The sequence below is a fragment of the Vicinamibacterales bacterium genome (genome assembly GCA_035699745.1).
Lineage (GTDB): Bacteria > Acidobacteriota > Vicinamibacteria > Vicinamibacterales > 2-12-FULL-66-21 > JAICSD01.
In genome coordinates this window covers 1-19,324 of record DASSPH010000032.1, presented here as the reverse complement: position 1 = coordinate 19,324, position 19,324 = coordinate 1, and the positions used below count along the sequence as shown (strand labels likewise).

At 68.6% G+C, this 19,324-nt stretch carries 7 protein-coding genes; 2 read left to right on the top strand and 5 right to left on the bottom strand.

Annotated elements, in window-relative coordinates; translation table 11 throughout:
• Positions 1–52: 52 nt before the first annotated feature.
• Positions 53–3,250 carry a hypothetical protein gene (locus VFK57_06155; protein HET7695273.1) on the bottom strand — a complete coding sequence of 1,066 codons (3,198 nt, stop codon included), beginning with the start codon at positions 3,248–3,250 and terminating at the stop codon, positions 53–55.
• Positions 3,251–3,302: 52 nt separating this feature from the next.
• Between VFK57_06155 and VFK57_06150 the strand changes: the two genes are divergently transcribed.
• Positions 3,303–4,454 carry a hypothetical protein gene (locus VFK57_06150; GenBank protein HET7695272.1) on the top strand — a complete coding sequence of 384 codons (1,152 nt, stop codon included), beginning with the start codon at positions 3,303–3,305 and terminating at the stop codon, positions 4,452–4,454.
• 58 nt (positions 4,455–4,512) lie between these two features.
• On the opposite strand, the gene VFK57_06145 is transcribed toward VFK57_06150, so the two are convergent.
• Entirely contained in the window at positions 4,513–8,397 is a 3,885-nt protein-coding gene (locus VFK57_06145; protein HET7695271.1) for a carboxypeptidase regulatory-like domain-containing protein, read from the bottom strand.
• Positions 8,398–8,490: 93 nt separating this feature from the next.
• Here VFK57_06145 and VFK57_06140 point away from each other — a divergent pair, with 93 nt between their 5' ends.
• Positions 8,491–10,299 carry a hypothetical protein gene (locus tag VFK57_06140; GenBank protein HET7695270.1) on the top strand — a complete coding sequence of 603 codons (1,809 nt, stop codon included), beginning with the start codon at positions 8,491–8,493 and terminating at the stop codon, positions 10,297–10,299.
• Between the two features lie 11 nt (positions 10,300–10,310).
• Here the strand turns inward: VFK57_06140 and VFK57_06135 are convergent, their stop codons facing one another.
• The 3 genes from VFK57_06135 to VFK57_06125 all read right to left on the bottom strand — a co-directional run bounded on the left by VFK57_06135 (position 10,311) and on the right by VFK57_06125 (position 19,221).
• Entirely contained in the window at positions 10,311–12,068 is a 1,758-nt protein-coding gene (locus VFK57_06135) for a hypothetical protein (protein ID HET7695269.1), read from the bottom strand.
• 72 nt (positions 12,069–12,140) lie between these two features.
• On the bottom strand, positions 12,141–16,073 hold the full coding sequence (locus VFK57_06130) for a TonB-dependent receptor (GenBank protein ID HET7695268.1): 3,933 nt from the start codon (positions 16,071–16,073) through the stop codon (positions 12,141–12,143).
• A gap of 145 nt (positions 16,074–16,218) precedes the next feature.
• Entirely contained in the window at positions 16,219–19,221 is a 3,003-nt protein-coding gene (locus VFK57_06125) for a hypothetical protein (GenBank protein ID HET7695267.1), read from the bottom strand.
• Between the last annotated feature and the right edge of the window lie 103 nt (positions 19,222–19,324).

Here is a 19,324-nt window from a genome sequence, read left to right as displayed (position 1 = left end):
CCGCTGGCCGCTTGCGGCTTGCCGCGTTCCGCTTTCCGATCCCGATCCCCGGCTACTTCAGCTCGATTGGCAGCACGCTGAAGAAGACCGGTTGCCCGATCGCCGACAACTTGTCCCCCGCCAGCCGGCCGATCGTCGCGCGGTAGCGGCCGGGCGCAACCGGCGTCCCCTGGTTGACGCCGCGGCCGAAGCCGCCGCCACCGCCGCGCCCCTGGTCCGCCGGATTCCCGGGCTGCGGATCGGTTCGCAGGTTCCACGCGATGCGCCGCAGGCCCGACGTCTTGTCGAGATCGAGACGGCGAATCTGGCGCCCGTTCTCGTCGGCGATCGTCAGCACCAGCTTCTCGGCGTCGGGGAGGCTCGCGTTGACGCTGTAGGTGAACACCGCGCCGTAGGGCGGATTCGGCGCCGTCCAGTTGCCCGACATCGCGCCGATGCCGGCGGTGCCGGGGGGCGCCATCCCGAGCTGATTGAAGATGTAGGCGTCGCGCAGCGGGTAGAGCCGCGCGACATCATCCAGCGGAAATGCTTCTGATGACGGCGTCATCTCGCGCAGCGGCGAATAATCGTCCAGCACGTAGAACCCGCGGCCGAACGTCCCGAGCACCAGATCGTTCTCGCGCCGCTGCACCGCCATGTCGCGCACCTGAATGGTCGGCAGTCCGCCTTTCAGCTGCACCCAGCGCTGCCCGCCGTCGACGCTCGTGAACACGCCGAACTCCGTGCCCGCGAACAGCAGATTGCCGTTCACGTGATCCTGGATCACCGAATACACGTCGTGCTTGTCCGGCAGGTTGCCGGTGATGTTCGTCCAGGTGCGGCCGCGATCGGCGCTCTTGACGATGTACGGCTTGTAGTCGCCGCGCTGCCAGTTGTTGAGTGAGACGAACACCGTGTCGGCGTCGAGCGGTGACGGGAAGACGTCGGTGACGTAGGTGTACTGCGGCACGCCGGGGAACTGCTCGATCTTCCGCCAGCTCCTGCCGCCGTTCTCCGTCACCTGCACCAGCCCGTCGTCGGTCCCGACCCAGATCAGCCCTTCGCGCAGCGGCGACTCGTCGATCGCCACGACGTTGCTGAGCGCGGTCGTCGATTCGTGGTACGCCACCGAGTCGAGCGGCCACACCTTTCCCATGATCGGCAGCTCCTGCCACTTCAGGTTGCGCGAGAGATCCGGACTGATGCGCGCCCAGTTGTCGCCGCGATCGTCGCTGCGATAGACGTACTGGCTCGCCCAGTACAGCCGCCGCGGATTGTGCGGGCTGATGATGTAGGGCGCGTCCCAGTTCGGGCGATCGGCGTTGGCATCGGGCGGTCCGCCGGCGGCCCCGCGCCCGCCACGCCCGGCCCCGCCCTGTTGCTCGCGCGAGGCCGCCTGCTGCTGCGCCGCCTGCTGCCCCTGCTGCTGCGCGCTCTGCGCGCCGCTCTGCGCGCCGCTCTGCGGCGGTCCCGGCGGCGGCCCCGCCGGGGCGCCGCCGCGCTGCCCGATCGGCGCCTGGTTCGGCCCCGCGGGTCCGCCTTCATCCGCGGTCGACACCGGAATGCTGCGCGGACGGATGCTGCGCGAGACGCCGGTGCGCAGATCGAGCCGCGAGATGTTGCCGTCCTGCGACGAGGCGTAGACGATCCGCGGGTCCTCGGGATCGCTGCGGGTCTGGAACCCGTCGCCCCCGGCGACGACGTACCAGTCGCTGGTGCGCACGCCCCAGCGATTCGCGCTCGCCGCCGGTCCGCACACCGACCAGTTGTCCTGCGTTCCGCCGCACACGTTGTAGAACGGCTTCGCGTTGTCGACCGACAGCCGGTAGAACTGCGTGATCGGCAGGTTGGCGAAGAACCGGAACGTCTGCCCGACGTCGTAGGTCTCGTACACGCCGCCGTCGTTGCCGATCAGGATGTGGTTCGGATCCGTCGGATCGAACTCCACGACGTGATGGTCGACGTGCATGCCGGTCTTGCCCTCGAAGTCCGGCGTCTCCCACGTCCTGCCGCCGTCCTTGCTCACGTTCATGTTGGTGTTGATCGACCAGATCCACTCGGGGCGGTGCGGGTCGACGAAGATCTCGAAGTAGTAGGCCGCGCCGCCGCCGCGATACCACTCGCCGCCGCCGGCGCCCTGAGTCGCCTGGGGCGGCTGCGGCGAGCCGCCGCCTGGGGCGACGGTCGTGCCGCCGCGTCCGGCGGGGGGCGCCACTCTGCCGACGCGCGCCCACGTGTTACCCGAATCGTCCGATCGATAGAAGCCCTGCTCGTCGACGACTGCCGCCGCGGCCGTCACCGGCGCGGGCGGACCGGCCGCGCGTCCCTGACCGCCGGCGCCGCCGCCGAACCCGCGGCCGCCGCGCGGAAACTTCGCGCTGATCATCGCGTAGACGCGCGCCGGGTTCTTCGGGTCGACGGCGAGCGCCACGCGGCCGACGTCGTCTTTGGGGAGGCCCCTGGTGAGCTTGGTCCACTTCTTCCCCGCGTCCGTCGACTTCCAGATGCCGCCCTCGGGACTGCCGCCGATCATCTGGCCGACGTGGCGGCGGCGCGGGTAGGCGCCGGCGTAAATCACGTCGGCGTTGCGCGGGTCGAAGACGATGTCGCTGATGCCGGTGTCGTCGCTGACGTGCAGGACGCGCTCCCACTTCGCGCCGCCGTCGGTGGTCTTGTAGAGACCGCGCTCGCCGCCGGCGTTGAACAGCGGTCCCTGCGCGGCGACATAGACGACGTTCGAGTTGCGCGGATCGATCAGAATCTGGCCGAGGTGCTCGGACTTCTCGAGGCCCATCCGCTTCCAGGTCTGGCCCGCGTCGGTCGACTTGTAGATGCCGTCGCCGAAGTGGGCGCTGCGCTGGCTCTTGTTCTCGCCGGTGCCGAGCCACAGCACGTTCGAGTTCTTCGGATCGATGACGATGCAACACAGGTTGAACGCGCCGCCGTCGTCGAAAATCGGCGTGAAGGTGGCGCCGCGGTTGACCGTCTTCCAGACCCCGCCGAACGCGGCGGCGATGTACCACGTGTTGGGGTTCTTCGGATCGATGGCGATATCCTGGACGCGGCCGGTCTGAATCACCGGGCCGATGCTGCGAAAGGTCAGTCCCTTCAGGACGTCGGCGGTCAGCCGGTCCGCGGACGCCGCGGGCGCCGGCGCCTGAGCGATCGATCCGCCCAGCGGATGGCGCGCGCCGGTGGTCGTGCCGGATCCGAATGTCGCGACGATCGCGCAGGCGGCGAGCGCCGCGGCCAGAGTACGGTTCTGATTCATAGGCCGAGATTCTGTTAGGATTCGGCAGCGGGGTCAACCCACCTTGAAGCACATGCTCAATCGTCTGGCCGCCCGGTTGCTCGTTGTCGTGATCGCGGCGATGCCTGCCGGCTGCGCGCGGCACGCGCCGCCGAGCGCCGGCCCTCCTCCACCGCCGCCGCCCGCGGCGGCCGCCGCGTCCGCACCGGCCCCCGCACCGGCTCCGGCGCCGCTGAAGCTGCCCGAACGGCTCTCGAACGAAGAGTTCTGGACGCTGGTCAACGATCTGTCGGAACCGAACGGCTACTTCAGATCCGACAACCTGCTGTCGAACGAAGTGTGGCTGCAGTACGTCATCCCGGATCTGCTCGCGGTCGCGAAGCCGGGTCGCGTCTACATGGGCGTGGGCCCCGAGCAGAACTTCACGTACATCGCCGCGTTGAAGCCGGCCATGGTGTTCATCACCGACGTGCGCCGCGGCAATCTCGATCTGCACCTGATGTACAAGGCGCTGTTCGAGACCTCGGCCGACCGCGCCGAGTTCGTCGGCAAGCTGTTCTCCCGGCCGCGCCCCGAGGGGTTGACGGCGGCCTCGACCGTCCGCGACATCTTCCGCGCCTACGCGGCGGTCGCGCCCGATCAAAAGCTCTACGACAGCAACTACAAGGCGATCATCGACCACCTGCAGAAGACCCGGAAGTTCGCGCTGACCCCCGATGACGCGCCGGGCATCGAGTACGTCTACCAGTACTTCTTCAAGTACGGCCCGGACCTGACCTACTGGATGAGCGGCGGCATGGGGGGCCGCGGCGGCCGCAACTCCCCCACCTACGCCGACCTGATGGTCGCGACGGACGAATCAGGCACGCTGCGCGGGTATCTGGCGAGTGAAGAGAACTTCACCGTGCTGAAGTCGCTGCACACCAGGAACCTCTTCGTGCCGATCGTCGGCAACTTCGCCGGACCGAAGGCGCTCCGCGCCGTCGGCGCGTGGCTGAAGAAGCACAACGCGATGGTGTCCGCGTTCTACCTGTCGAACGTCGAGCAGTATCTGAACATGGACGGCATCTGGATGGACTTCTGCCGCAATGCCTCCGAGCTGCCGATTGACGACAGCAGCCAGTTCATTCGCTCGTACCGCGGCCCCGGCCCCGGCTTCGGCGGCGGCGCCTCGCTGGCGCAGGGGATCTTCCCGATGGTGCAGGACCTGAAGCTCTGTCAGTGAGCGAGGAACGAGGAGCGAGGCTCGATCCTCGATCCTCGCTCCTCGAGCCTCGCTCCTCCTACCAGTTAATCCTGAACATGATCTGGCCCAGGCGTCCACCCGGATCGTAGGTGTTGCTCAGATCCGTATAGGCGCTCGTCACCTGGAAGATCGTCGCGCCGGTGCCCGGGTTGGCGACCGGGTTGAAGTTGATGTTGTCGAACACGTTCAGCACGTCGATCTGGATCTGGAAGTTGCTGCGTCCCTTGATCGGGAACTCCTTCGCGACGCCGAGATCGAACCGGGTGAAGAACGGCGCGCGGATCAGCAGGTTCCGTGAGGCGCAGTCGCCGGCGCGCACCTGGATGCAGTCCGCCGAGTTCGCCGGCGCGATGTACCGCCCTTCCGGCGCCCCGAGACTCGTCGAGTAGCCGTTCAGCGACGTCGAGCTGGTGCTGTAGGCGCGGCGGGTGTTGACGATCACGTCGTCCGGCAGCATGTACACCGTCCGCAGTCCGGTCTCGGGATCGACCCGGATGTCGAACTTGTACATCTTCTGCAGGTCCTTCTCGGTCATGCCGATCAGCCGCACGTTGCCGAAGTCGAGCGTGCGGGCCTGGATGCGGCCGACGCCGTTGAACCGCCAGCCGCCGACGATCCCCTGAAGGAGCGGGGGCAGATTGTTGCCGAAACGCTGGCCGCGTCCGACCGGCACCGTCCAGTCCCACTGCGTCTTGATCGCGTGGCGCACGTTGCCCTGATCGGCCATCTCGCGGCCGAAGGAGAAGCCGTCGAACGCGGAGCCTCGCTCGATCGCGTACTGATAGTTCACGTTCGCCGACAGCCCCTTCGACAGGCGGCGGCGCAGCTCGAACTGGAACGCGTGATAGTCGCTGAACGCGCCGCTGTCGGTGACGTCGACGTCGTCCACGTCCGGATTGGGCACGAAGTAGTTCGCCGGGATGCCGGCCGCGATGGCGTTCGCCCGCCGCGTCGCGTTGCCGTCGAGATCCGTTTCCGCCGAGGCGACCGGATTGGGCACCGCCGCCATGCGCCCGGCGAACGTGGTGTTGGTCCAGTTCGTCCCCGAGTACGCGGATGGGTTGCCGAAGTCGCGCGACCCGTTCAGATACGCGAGGTAGACCGGCAGCGGGCTGGTGCCGGTGCCGGGGCCGAAGTAGGCGAACGATCCGACGCGGTTGCCGCCCGCCGCGTTGTTCGCCCTGAGGTTGGCCATGGCGTTCCTGAACTCGTTCAGGAACCCGTTCTTCTGCAGGACCTCGCCGCGCACCGCGTTGTAGTTCAACTCCGACCACTGGTTCCAGCCGCGGGTGCCGACGTAGCGCACTTCGAACGCCATGTCGCGCGTGATCGAGCGCTGGAAGCCGATCGTCCAGGTGCCCGCCGACGCGATCTCGAGGTCGGGCGCGAAGCCCGCCATGTCGTCGGCGCGGGCGGCGCGCACGGCAATGGGGAACGTCGGATCCTCGCGGAACGTCTGCGGCGACAGCCGCTCTCGCTGGCTGAACAGCACCGGCCACTGTCCCGCCGGCGCGAGATTGCCCAGGTTCTCGTTGCGCGCCAGGTTGATCGTGCTCCCCTGATTCGATCCGTAGACGCCCGTGAAGATGCCCATGCCCTGGCGCTCGTATGACAGGGTGTAGCCGCCGCGCAGCGTCGCCTGCTCGGGATCGCCGAGCAGCGTCCGCCAGAAGCCGCTCTGCTGGTTCGGCCGCCACGCCACGCTGACCGACGGGGCGAGATTGTTCCAGTCGGTCTTGTAGCCGAGCGTGCCTTCGGTCAGCTGGCGGAACGCCGGCGGCTGCCCCGACGTGACGCCCGGCTGGAAGAAGTTGCAGCGGCTGTAGCGGCCGCCGTCACCGAGGCCCGAGATGCCGCACATGTCCGCCATGGACACGCTGGTCATGGTGCTGTTGCCGGCGGAGAACGGCAGCTGCACGTCGTAGCGGAGACCGCCGGTCAGGGTCAGCGTCGGGCTCAGACGCCACGAGTCCTGGGCAAATCCCGAGTACAGATCGATCTTCCCTTCGCGGCGCCGCGGCCCGAGGAAGACGTACTTGTTGGTCTTGGGGTCGAGCGCCGCCTGGCCGGTGACCGCCGACACGCGTCCGGTCAGCATCGCGTAGAGATCCCGCGCGTCGCTCAGCTGTCCGGTGGACGCGTTCGGGAAGTTGGTCGAGTTGAAGAGTCCCGCCGCGGGATCGAGCGTCGTGCTGAAGCCGAAGTCGATGCCCGGCACGATCTGCTGCGCCATCTCCCACGCGGTCGCGCGGAGGAACGCGACGCCGAAGTTGAAGCTGTGCTTGCCCTTCAGCCAGGTCAGCGACTCGTCGATGCTGTAGGTCGGCGCGCTGCGCCAGCTCGGGCCGTTGGTCGCGTGCCAGTTCGTCAGCACATTGTCGTTGTCGAAGTCGGGGAAGTTCAGGGCGAAGCCGCCGGTGTCGGCAAAGCTCTCCGGATTGCCGCTCGGATCGGTTGGAAACCCGAACTTCGACGCGCCGCCCTTGGCGGTGATGCCGACCTTGATTTCGTTCACCCTGTTGCCGGCGAGCGTCGAGCGGAGCGTGTACGAGTGCAGCGGCCGGCGGGAGCGGAAGAACCGGTAGTTGGGACCGCCGGGGAATCGCGAGTCGACGCCATTCAGGTAGTCGGGATCGCGCTCCGCCCAGATGATCGCGTACGACCCGCTCAGGCGGTGGCGATCGGTCAGGTTGTAGTCGATGCGGCTGGTCGGCTGGTGCTCGAACAGCCTCCCCGGGCTCTGCCAGACATATTGATTCAGCATCGGATCGCTGGTGGGATTGAGCGTGCCCTGCGATTGCGCCGCCGCGTTGATCCGGGCGAGCGTCGCCATGACGGTCGGGTCGGTCGCGGCGAGCTGCCCGTTCGCCGCCGCGAGCTGCAGCACGTTGACCTCGCGCGTCTGCCCGCTGACCGTGTAGCGGAACCAGCCCTCGGCCGCGCGCGGGTGCAGCGTCACCCTCGTGCGGGTGAAGTTGTTGGGGAAGCGAATCTGCTCGTAGTTGGTGAAGAAGAACGCCTTGTTGTGGCCGTCGTAGATCCCCGGGATCACGATCGGGCCGCCGAGCCGCGCGCCGTACTGATTCAGCTTCACGGCGTTCTTCGGCAGGCCGTTGCGCTTGTTGAACCAGTAGTTCGAGTTCAGCTGCGGATCGCGCCAGTACTCGTAGGCGCTGCCGTTCAACCGGTTGGTGCCCGAGCGGGTCGAGAAGTTGATGCTGACCGCGCCGCTGCCGCCGGTCTGCGCTCCCTGCACCGCCGTCGTCACGTTCACCGCTTCGACCGCGTCCTGGCGCGGCGTCACCGACGCGAAGAACGAGTCGGACGAGCGCAGGAAGTTGTCGTTGTTGCTGACGCCGTCCAGCGTGATGCTGACGAACGATTCCGGCAGCCCGTTGATCCGCGACTCGCGGTTGGTCGTCGCGGTGTTGATGCCGGGCAGGAAGGTGACCGCGTTCAAGGCGTTGCGCGTCGGCGTCGGCATCCGGAGCAGCTGATCGGAGTTCAGCGTCGACGAGACCGTCGCCGTCTGCGTGTTGATCAATTCCGAGCTGGCCGCGACCGTCACCGTCTCGGTGAGCTGGCCGACCTCCAGCACCGCCTTGAGCGACGCGGGCGTGCCGGCCGCGACGCGTACGTCCTTCAGGACCGCCGTCTTGAAGCCGCTCAGCGAGATCGTCACCGTATACACGCCCGGCGCGACGCTGGGTACGGTGAACAGCCCTTCGCCGTTCGAGATCGCCTCGAACGAGACGCCCGATTCACCTTTCACGACCACGTTCGCGCCGGGAATCGCGCCGCCCGAGTTGTCGACGACGGTGCCGCTGATCGAGGCATTGGCGCCCTGCGCGAAGGCGGGAACGCTGACGGCGAGCGCCAGCGCGAGGCAGACATACACGCGGAACAGACTTCTGGGAATCAAGGCCCCTCCTCCTTGATGGCAAAGAACCGGAAGTTGCGGCAACCATAGCGCCGCTCCCGCCACGGGTCAATCGGGTTTATGCTTCCGCGCATGATGAGCCGGCTTCTTCTCGCCGCCGGATTCAGCGTCGCGATCGCAGGGCTGTCCAGAATTTCCATTTCCGGACAGCAGGTGCAGTCACCCCCTGCGGAGCGGGCGACCCCTTACCTGCCGGTCAGCTTCGCCGTGGTGACCAGCGGCGGCATGCCGATCCAGGACCTCAAGATGGAAGAGGTGTCCGTCAGAATCGACGGGCGGACCAGGGACGTCCGGTCGCTGCAGCTGGTCGCGCTCGGCGGCTCAGGCCGGAGCGCCGCGGCGGCGGCGCCGCCGCCGTTCGGCTCGAACGGCGTCACCTCCCGCGGCCGCGACATCCATCTCATCGTCGACGACGAGTCCTTCGCCGCCGGCGGCGAGCAGGCGCTGCGCGGCGCCGCGGAGCGGCTGCTCACCGGCGCCGGCCCCAGCGATCGCATCTCGCTGATCGCGATTCCGCGCGGCGGGGTCAACATCCCGCCGACGACGGATCGCACGCGGATCCGCAGCGCGCTCGCGACGCTCGCCGGACGCGGCGACTCGCGCCAGACCGGATCCGAGCTCGCGTGCCGGACCCGCGAGACGCTGTTCGCGCTTTCCCGGCGGCTCCGCACGCTGCGCGCTCCTGACGCGCCCACCGTCGTCGTGCTGCTGACCTCCGGCCTCGCGCCGCCGCGGCGCGACGCCCCCTCGACGATGGCGCCGGGCATGTGCGAGCTGCGGCTCGACGCCTTCCGCGAGGCCGGCGACGCCGCCGGCGTGGCCCGCGCGCAGTTCTACATCGTCCCGCCGGTGGACATCATGTCGACCGGCTCGGTGCTGCGCGAGAACATCGCCGGCGTCGGCGCCACCGGCGGCGACAATCCGGTCGAGGGGATCGAACAGCTGCTCGGCGTCACCGGCGGCAAGCTGCTGAACGTGGGGGCCGGCGAGCGTTCCGCGTTCGACCGCATCCTCGACGAGAGCGCCGCGTACTACGTCGCGTCGGTGGACCTGCAGAAGTCCGACGGCGGACGTACGCACCCGCTCGAGGTGCGCGTCTCGCGCGGCGGCGCCGAAGTCCGCGCCAGCCGGGCGATCGCCTACGAGCCGCCGGACGCGCGCAGCGCCAAGGGGGCGTCGCCGTCCACGCGCGACATGCTGTCGACGACGGCGGAGTTTCGCGACCTGCCGCTGCGCGCGGCGGCGTTCGCGTCGTTCGAGGAGAGCGACGGCAGGATCCGGGTCCTGACGATCGGCGAAGCGGTCGAGCCGAACGTGAAGCTCTCGGCGCTCGCGGCCGCGCTCTTCGATCGCGACGGCAAGGTCGCGGGCGGATGGCTCGCGCAGCCCGCGGATCTCGAGCGCTCCCCCATCCTGGGCGCGACGACGGTTCCGCCCGGCGCCTACCGCCTGCGCGTCGCGGCGATCGACGCCAGCGGCCGCGCCGGCGCGGCGGACTACGGGATCGACGTCGATCTCGCGCGCACCGGCACGTTGAAGATCAGCTCGATCATTCTCGGACTGTCGCGGGAGGGGGGCTTCGTGCCCCGTCTGCAGTTCGTCAACGAGCCGGTCGCGATCGGCTACGTCGAAATGGCGGGCGCGGCGCCGGGCGCGAAAGTCAGCGCCGTGCTGGAGCTGGCCGACGCACCGAACGCGGCGGCGCGCCTGTCGGTGCCGCTCGGCATCGAAGCGGGGGCGAGCGGACGCTACGTCGGCAGAGCGGCGCTGCCGATCGGCGCGCTCCCTCCCGGCGACTACACCGTCCGCGCCGTCGTCGCGCTCGACGACCATCCGCCCACACGGGTGATCCGGACGCTCCGCAAGGTCGTGCCCGCGAAATGACCGGCGGCGGGCTACCGCGGCGCCTTCCGCAAGGTCCGGACGACGCGTCCGGTCGTGCCATCCTCGAGGCGGACGACACCTCGGATCACGTAGTCCCCCGGCGGCAGCGCGCCGAGCGGCACCGCACCGGTTGCCACCACGCGCTGGTCATCCGTTCGCTTCAGCGCCAGCGGCACGGTGACGATCGCGGCCCCGCCGAGATCGCGGGCGACTTCGATCGCCGCGGACAGGCGCAGACCGGCCGCGCCGCCGTAGATGTCGAACGAGGCGATCGCGGCCGGCTCCGCGGCGAACAGCAGCTGCAGCCGCGTTCCCTCCGGTCCCGATACGCCGAGCATCAGCGAGCCCAGGGACAACGGCCCGACCTGCGCCAGTCCGACCTCGATGTGTTCTTCCGCGACGCCGGCGCGGCCGGCCGCGTCGAGCGCGGCGACGCGAAGCGTGTAGCTGCCTGGCTGCGCGGCGATCGCGCCGAGCAGCGGGCGCTCGCTGGCGTCCTTGGCAAACCAGCGGCCGGCAACGCGGCCGTCCGCGATCAGGATCGCTCCGACCGACGACAGCGTCACAGCCGGATCCCCGGTCTCGACGGCCACGCCGACGCGCAAACGATCGGCCGCTTCGCGGACGGTGAACCCGGCAACGCGGAGCGGCAAGTCGGTTACCGCCTCGAATGAACCCAGCAGATCCGGGACAGACAGCTTCGTCCCGGCGGGGTGCCTGGCGGGATCGCGCAGCGTGATCTCGGGCCGCGCCCGGACGGTCACGTCGCGGCGCAGCGCTTTCACCGAGAACGGCCGGCTGCGCTCGAACACCTCGTTCCGCTCCGGCACCAGCTCCGCCTGGTAATACGACGCGCTCTCGCGCGCCACGCGCACGAGCGATCCCGTTCCCGTGGCCTCGAGCGGCAGCCGCCGCGCGCCGGTCACTCCTTCGAGGTGCTCGATGCCTTCGAGCGGGTTGTCGGACCCGCGGAAGTTGCCGCCGCCGATCGATTCGCGCGATCCGGCGGCGTTCATCGCCACGTCTGCGGGCACGAGCACGTAGACGTTGGCGCGCGCTGCCGACATCGCGGCGGCGAGACGCCTGAACTGGTCCGGCACCAGCTCGCACATTCCCGGCGCCATCGCCATCGGTGCGTCCCGTCTGGGCGCGGCCAGACCCGCGGTGAAGACGACGAGCGTGGTCGGCTGCTCCGCCGAGCCGTGCTCGATCACGAACGGTTCGAGACTCTCGAGGAACCGCCTCGTCCGGCACGCCAGGTCCGATCCGGTTTCGCCGCGCGACCCCTGGCCGGCCACGCGATCGATGCCGCGGCGCACGCGCGCGCCGTCGGTCGTGAGCGGCACGATCACGCCGCCGAAGGGGAGCGCGGCGAGCATCGACGCGTCGTACGGCGTCAGGTTCGCCACCAGCCCTTCGACCGCATTGCGGAGCAGCGGCTCGCTGCCGGCGCGGAACGATTCCTGATCCACGATCAGCACGAAGCGGCGTCCGGTAATGACGTCCTCGTTGGTGCCGAAGGGCGGGCGCATGCGCGGCGCGGCGGGCTCCGGCGGCGGAGCGGCGGTGACCCGATGCAGCGATCGCACCACTCGCAGGCGATCGCCGATGCGGATTTCCACCTCGTGGGCGGCCAGATTCGGGACGGGCGTGCCGTCCGAGTGCAGCGCCGCGAAGTCGACGATGACGCCGCGCGGCCTTTCGCGAGCCACCCCGGTCTGTTCCACGGGTCCGGCCGCCAGCAGCGCCAGCAAGAGGAACATGGTCATGGGCCGCTTCCGGAAGAACAAAGCCGGTGCGATCCGTCGGGATCGCACCGGCCATCAGACTGCCTTGCGGCGCTACCAGCTGAAACGGGCTGTCAGCTGACCGATGCGGCCGCCGGGGTCGTAGGTGTTGCTCGGGTCGGTATAGGCGGCGGTGGTTCTGAAGATCGTCGCGCCGCTGCCCGGATTCGACACCGGGTTGTAGTTCGGGTTGTCGAAGAGGTTGAGGACGTCGAACCGGATCTCGACGTTCTTCGGCCCGCCGACGTCGACGCGCTTGGCGACGCCGAAGTCGACGCGCTTGAACCACGGCGAGAGCAGCAGCAGGTTGCGCGGCGCGCAGTCGCCCGCCTTGACCTGGATGCAGTTTGCCGAGTTCGCCGGCGCGATGTACTTGCCGGTCGGCGCGCCGAGGCTCGCCGAGTAGCCGTCCGCGGTCGCGTTGCTGGTGCTGAACGCGCGGCGCGTGTTGAGGATCACGTCGTCGGGCAGCATCCAGACCTCCTTGATGCCGGTCGCCGCATTGTCCTTGATGTAGAACTTGTACATCTTCTGCAGCTCGGATCTGCTCATGCCGACGAGCCGCACGTTGCCGAGATCCTGGACCGTCGTCTGGAAGCGGCCGACGCCGGTGACGCTCCAGCCGCCGAGCAACCCGTTGACGAGGTGATTGACGCCGTTCCCGAAGCGCTGCCCGCGCCCGAACGGCAGCGTCCAGTCCGCCTGCCACTTGATCGCATGGCGGATGGTCGGATTGCCGGTGACCGGGGTGTCCGTCCAGGCGCGCCCGAAGCTGAACCCGTCGAACTGCGAGCCGCCCTCGAAGGCGTACTGGTAGTTGAGGTTCGCCGAGAAGCCCTTCGAGAGCCGGCGCCGCAGCTCGATCTGCAGCGCGTTGTACTTGCTGAAGGCGCCGCTGTCGGTGACGTTCACGTTGGCGACGTCGGGATTGAGCACGAAGAAGTTCCGCGGGTAGCCGAGCGCCTGCGCCTGGTTGCGGCGGGTCAGGTTGGCATCGAGATCCACCGCCGCCGCGTTGGGATTGGGGTTCGGCGCGGCCAGCCGGCCGGCGATCGTCGAATTCGTCCACGTGGTGGAGGCGTTGACGTACGCGGCCGGATTCCCGGCGTCGCGGCTGCCATTCAAGTACGCGAGGTAGATCGGCAGCGGATTCGTGCCGCTGCCCGGCCCGAAGTAGGCGAACGATCCCACCCGGCTGCTGACGCCCGACGCGTTGTTGGCCTGGAGGTTCGCCATCGCCAGCTTGAACTCGTTCAGGAAGCCGTTGGCGACCAGGTTCTCGCCGCGGATGCCGGTGCACGCATTCGTGTTGGTCGTGTTGCCGGTGCAGTTGTAGTTGATCTGCGACCATTCGTTGTCGCCGCGGTTCCCGACGTAGCGAATCTCGACCGCCATGTCGCGCGAGATCGACCGCGCGAAGCCGACGGTCCAGTTGCGCACGCGCGCGATCTTGATGTCGGGGGCGAACGCATTCAGGCTGTCCGAGCGGTTCGCGCCGACGGCGATCGGGTACGTCGGATCCGGGTTGAAGTCCTGCGGGACCAGGCGATTGGTCTGGGACAGCAGCACCGGCCAGGACGTGCCGGGCTGGACGAGTCCAGTGTTGGCGTTGCGGTTCAGGCTGATGGTGCCGCCGCGATTCGAGCCGAAGACGCCGATGAGCGTGGTGAGCGCCGCCCGATCGTAGGCCTCGGAGTAGCCGGCCCGGACCGTCGCCTGGTCCGGCTCGCCGAGCAGCGCGCGCATGAACCCCGACTGGACGTTCGGACGCCACGCGACGCTGGCGGATGGCGCGAAGTTGTCCCAGTCGGTCTTGTAGCCCTCGGTGCCCTCCTTCAACTGAATGAACTGCGGCACCGCGCCGCCCGACGCCCCGGGATTGTTGAAGTTGCACTTGCTGTAGAGCCCACCGTCGCCCATGCCCGAGAGGCCGCAGATGCTGTTCATCGTCACCGACGAGAGTACGCTGGTGAACGGCTTGAACGGCGTCTGCACGTCATAGCGCAGGCCGCCCGTCAGCGTCAGGTTCGGTTTCAGCCTCCAGGAATCCTGAACGAAGCTGCCGTAGACCTTGATGCCGCCTTCCTGGGTGACCGGCCCCAGCTCGACGTACTTGCCGGTCGAGTCGAGCACGGCCTGGCTGCTGATCGTCGCGACGCGGCCGGTGAGCGACGCAAACGTCGCGCGCGCCGCGTTGAGCTGATCGGTCGACGCGCCGGGGAAGTTCGCGGTGGTGAACAGCCCGGCCGCGGGATCGAAATCGGTGTTGAAGCCGAGCGTGATGCCGCGGACGATCTGCTGGCTCGACGAGGTCGCATTCGAGATCAGCAGGTTCCCGCCGGTGGTGACCGTATGGCTGCCCCGCTGCCACGTCAACGTCTCGTCGAGGCTGTAGGTCGGCGCGCCGCGCCAGCTCGGGCCGTTCGAGGTGAACCAGTCGGTCGTGCTCCCCGGGGTGGTAATCGCGAAGCCGTTCGAATCCGCGAACGTCGTCGGATCGTTGCGCGATGCGACGCTCGACGGCTGCCCGAAATGCGACCCCGGCCCGAACGCGGTGGCGCCGCCGCGCAGCTCGTTGACGATGTTCCTGGTCAGCGTCGAGCGCAGGGAAATCGACGTCAGCGGACGGATCGACTCGAAATCGCGCTGGTTCGGCGCGCCGGGGAATCGGGGATCGGCGTTGTTCAGGTAGTCCGGCGTGCGCTTCGCGGTGATCTGGGACCACGACCCGCTCAGCCGGTGATTCGTGCTCAGGTTGTAGTCCAGGCGCACCGTCGGCTGGTACTCGAGCAGCTTCGCCGGGCTCTGCCACACGTAGGTGTCGTAGAGCGGATCGTTCGAGGCGCTGCGCGTGCCGGTCGTCTTCGTGGCGGCGTCGATCATGCCGAACAGCTTCATCATCGTCGGATCGGCGGCCGCGGACTGTCCGTTCGCCGCCGCGAGCGTGAGCAGGTTGACTTCGCGGATCTCGCTGCCGAACTGATAGCGGAACCAGCCGTCGAGCACGCGGTTGTTGAACACGGTGCGCGTGCGCGTGAAGGTGTTCGGGAACCGGATCTGTTCGAAGTGCCCGAAGAAGAACGCCTTGTTCCGGCCGTCGTAGAGGCCGGGAATCACGATCGGGCCGCCGGCCCGGCCGCCGAACGTGTGCAGCTTGACCTGGTTCTTCCCCTGGTGGTTGTACTGGTTGAAGATGTAGTTCGAGTTGAAGCGCGGGCTGCGATAGTACTCGTAGACGCTGCCCGAGAAGCGGTTGCCGCCCGAGCGCGTGGTGAATGCCATGGTGACGGCGCCGGCGCCGCCGCCGACGTTGGCGCCCGCCGCCGCGAGCGTGACCGACACGGCTTCCACGGCGTCCTGGCGGGGCGTGACCGACGCGAAGAACCCGTCGGTCGCGCGCAGGAAGTTGTCGTTGTTGCTCACGCCGTCGAGCGTGATGCTCAGGAACGTTTCGGGCAGGCCGAGAATCGTCGAATCGCGGTTCGTGCCGGTGGTGTTGACGCCGGGAAGGAACGCGACGGCGTTCAGCGCGTTGCGCGTCGGCGTCGGCATGCGGGTGAGCTGATCCGCGTTGAGCGTCGCCGCCACCGTCGCGGTCTGCGTGTTGATCAATTCCGAGCTGCTCGCGACGGTCACCACCTCGCTGAGCGCGCCGACCTCGAGCGTCAGCGGAATCGTGACGGGCTGTCCAGGCGCAACCCGCACGCCCTTGGCGGTTGCGGTCTTGAATCCGGCGAGCGACGCCGTGATCGTGTAGGAGCCGGCGCCGAGCGCCGTGAACTGGTAGGCGCCATCCGTATCGGTGACGCTTTCTTGCGTGTTACCGGTCGTATCGTTCTTGACGACGATGGTGACGCCGGGGATGACCCCCCCCGACGCGTCCTTGACCGTGCCGGAAATCGACGCCGTGGATTGCGCCCGCGCGGCCGGCGCGGCGAACGCCGCGATCAGCAACAGGGCACACGTATACCGCAGGCAACGCAACATCCTCTTCCCCTCCCCATGACGCGATCCGATTGCAGACGGGGCACCCTCAGAGCCGGAGCCCTGCGCACGTGGGTAGCCCTGTCCCTGGGATTCGCTGCCGGAGTCTAGGCGCCGGCGGGAGGGACGGTCAACCGGTTTTTGCTCCCTAGAGTCCCGCCGCCTCTGCCTTGGCTTCGAGCGCCTCCAGTTCCTTTTTCAGCGCCTGGTAGCGCTCGATGGCATCGCGGCCGATCTTCTGATCGACGCCGCTGGTCATGCCGCCGAGATACTGGATGTGCGCCTGCAGGCCGGGCTTGGCGTAGCGCACCCCTTCGGGCGTGTTCACCAGCTGCTCGTAGATCGCCCTGGCCGCCTGCGCCTTCGCCGCGTCTCCCGCCATCGCACCGCGGACGCGGGCGAGGAGCTGGCCGGCGCGCGTCGACAGCTCGCGGACGCGGACGTTGTGATCGAACTGCTCCTTCAGATCCGCGACCGTCACACCGCCGGCGGCGACGCGGGGATCGATCAGCAGGGTGAACGGCTGCGTGGCGCTCCACTCGCCCGCTTTCACCCGCGCCTGGTACGCGCCGGGGACCGCCGCGAAGCCGGCTGACGTCTGCGCGTTCCACACGAAGCGATTGTGCCCGCCGTCCTTGGTGACGCGCGGCGCCGGCCCGCCGCGCCCGCGGCCGCCGCCGCCCGTCTCGGGATCCGGCGGCTCCATGCTCGTCGTCATCGGGGCGCCGCCGCCGCGTCCTCCGCGGCCCCGGCCGCCACCCGCCGGGGCTTCGCTGTTGTAGCTGTTCACGACCGTTCCCGCCGCGTCGAGGATGTCGATCGTCACGGGACCGCTGTGCGAAGCGGGCAGGTAGTAGTCGATCGCGGGGCCCAGCACGCTCGGACTCACGCGCGTGCGATAGCCGTCACGCGGCTTGTACAGATGCGCCGCACTCGTCGTCACCTGCGGCGCGATCTGGTGGAGCGGGGTGACGTTGTCGAGCACCCAGAAGCCGCGCCCCTGGGTGGTGACGACGAGATCCTTGCGATGCAGCCTGAGGTCGGTGATCGGCACCTGCGGCAGGTTCAGGTTGAACGGCTGCCAGTGGCCGCCATTGTCGAACGAGATGTACATTCCGAACTCGGTGCCGGCGTACAACAGTCCTTCGCGCTCCGGATCCTCGCGGACGACGCGCGTGGGCGTGTCGGCGGCGATGCCGTTGCTGCCGTCGGTGAGCCGCGTCCAGGTCCTGCCGTAGTCGTCCGTCCTGTAGATATAGGGCGCGTAGTCGCCGAGCAGGTAGCGATACACGCTGTAGTACGCCGAGCCGCGGCGGTGCGGCGACGCCTCGATCCACTGCACGCGGCCGCCGGTCGGGAGATCCTTCGGCGTGATATTGGTCCACGTCTTGCCGTTGTCGCGCGTGACGTGGAACGGACCATCGTTCGACCCGGTCCAGATCACGCCGCGCTCGGTCGGCGCCTCCGTGATCGCGTAGAGCGTGCTGTAGAACTCTTCGCCGGTGACGTCGCGCGTGATCGGCTCGCCGCTGGGACCCTGGCAGCAGTCGGGAAACGCCGTGAGATCGGGGGAGATCTTCTCCCACGTCACGCCCTTGTCCCGGGTGCGGTGCACGTACTGCGAGCCGTAATACAGGACCTCGGGATCGTGCGGCGACGTCGCCATCGGCGAGACGCGCTGGAAGCGCAGGATCAGGTCCCTGCCGGGATTGCCGTAGAGCGACTGCGCGCCGATCCAGTACTGCTTCTCCTGACCGGTGCGCAGATCCATCACGCCGTACTGCCCCTTGCACGAGCCGTAGACGATGTTCGGATCCTTCGGGTGCGGCATGATCGGGCCGGTCTCGCAGCCGGGTCCGTTGGCGTTGTACTCGTCGGGGTTGAAGGGATTCGCGGTGCTCGGGATGATCAGCGTGCTGTTGTCCTGCTGCGCGGCGTAGAGCTTGTAGGGGAACTCGTTGTCCACCCACACGCCGTACAGCTCCGAGGTCGGCTGGTTCAACTGCGTCGACCACGTCCGCCCGCCGTCGAACGACACGTTCGCGCCGCCGTCGTTGGACTGGATCATCGTGTTGCCGTCTTTCGGGTTGATCCAGATGTCGTGGTTGTCGCCGTGCGGCGTCCGCATGCTGGTGAAGGTCTTGCCGCCGTCGACGGACTTGAAGAACCCTTCCGCGCCCGCGTAGACGACGTCCGCGTTCGTCGGATCGGCGCCGAGCGTCGTGTAGTAGAACGGGCGCTGCAGCAGCGACGGCTGCGGGTTGATCAGCGTCCAGGTCTGGCCGCTGTCGTCGGAGCGGTAGAACCCGCCGCCCGGCCTGGCCTCGATCAGCGCGTAGACGCGATCGGGCCTGGCCGCCGTCACCGCGAGGTTCGCCTTGCCGATCAGATCCGACGGCAGTCCGGTCGCGATCTTCGTGAAGCTCTCGCCGCCGTTGGTGCTCTTGTAGAAGCCCCCGTCCCTGGAGCCGCTGATGATCGTCCACGGCTTGCGCTCCAGCCGCGACATCCACGCATACACGACGTTCGGGCTGCCCGGCTGCAGTTCGACGTCCATCGCGCCGACCGTGTCGCTGACGAACAGCGTCTTCTTCCACGTCTTGCCGCCGTCGATGGTCTTGAAGACGCCGCGCTCGGCGTTGGCCTTGAAGATGTCGCCGGTCGCGGCGACCCAGACGATGTTCGGATCGGTGGGATGGATGCGGACGGCGCCGATCTGTCCGGCGTCACGCAGCCCGGCGAACTGCCACGTCTCGCCGCCGTCGGTCGTCTTGTAGACGCCGCGGCCCGTCGACACGTTGCTGCGCACGCCGTCCGAGCCGGTGCCCAGATAGATGATGCGCGGGTCGGACTCGGCAACCGCGATCGAGCCGGTCGATCCGAGCGGGACCTTGCCGTCGGTGATCGGGACCCACGAGGCGCCGCCGTCCGTGGTGCGGAACAGTCCGCCGCTGGCGACGCCCATATAGAAGGTGCGCGGCTGCGACGGCACGCCGGTCACGGTCGTCACGCGCCCGCCGCGCGACGGCCCGACGAGGCGATAGCGCATGCCGTTGAACAGTGCGGGATCGACGGCATCCATCATGACCGACGGCGGCCGCTTCGCCGCTGCAGACGTGACGCCCTGCACGGGGCGGGTGGGTGAACGCACCGGCTGCGCGGGTGGTTGCGACGCCGTCTGGGCATTGAGCAGTGCGAAACCGGCGGCGGTGACGAGGCTGAGAGCGAAAAAGTGGCGTCGCATCGGCACACTC

Excerpts from the sequence above, each read along its gene's own strand:
- VFK57_06150 (HET7695272.1), top strand. The coding sequence starts at position 3,303 with ATGCTCAATCGTCTGGCCGCCCGGTTGCTCGTTGTCGTGATCGCGGCG.
- VFK57_06155 (HET7695273.1), bottom strand. The coding sequence starts at position 3,250 with ATGAATCAGAACCGTACTCTGGCCGCGGCGCTCGCCGCCTGCGCGATC.
- VFK57_06135 (HET7695269.1), bottom strand. The coding sequence starts at position 12,068 with ATGACCATGTTCCTCTTGCTGGCGCTGCTGGCGGCCGGACCCGTGGAA.
- VFK57_06130 (HET7695268.1), bottom strand. The coding sequence starts at position 16,073 with ATGTTGCGTTGCCTGCGGTATACGTGTGCCCTGTTGCTGATCGCGGCG.
- VFK57_06140 (HET7695270.1), top strand. The coding sequence starts at position 8,491 with ATGAGCCGGCTTCTTCTCGCCGCCGGATTCAGCGTCGCGATCGCAGGG.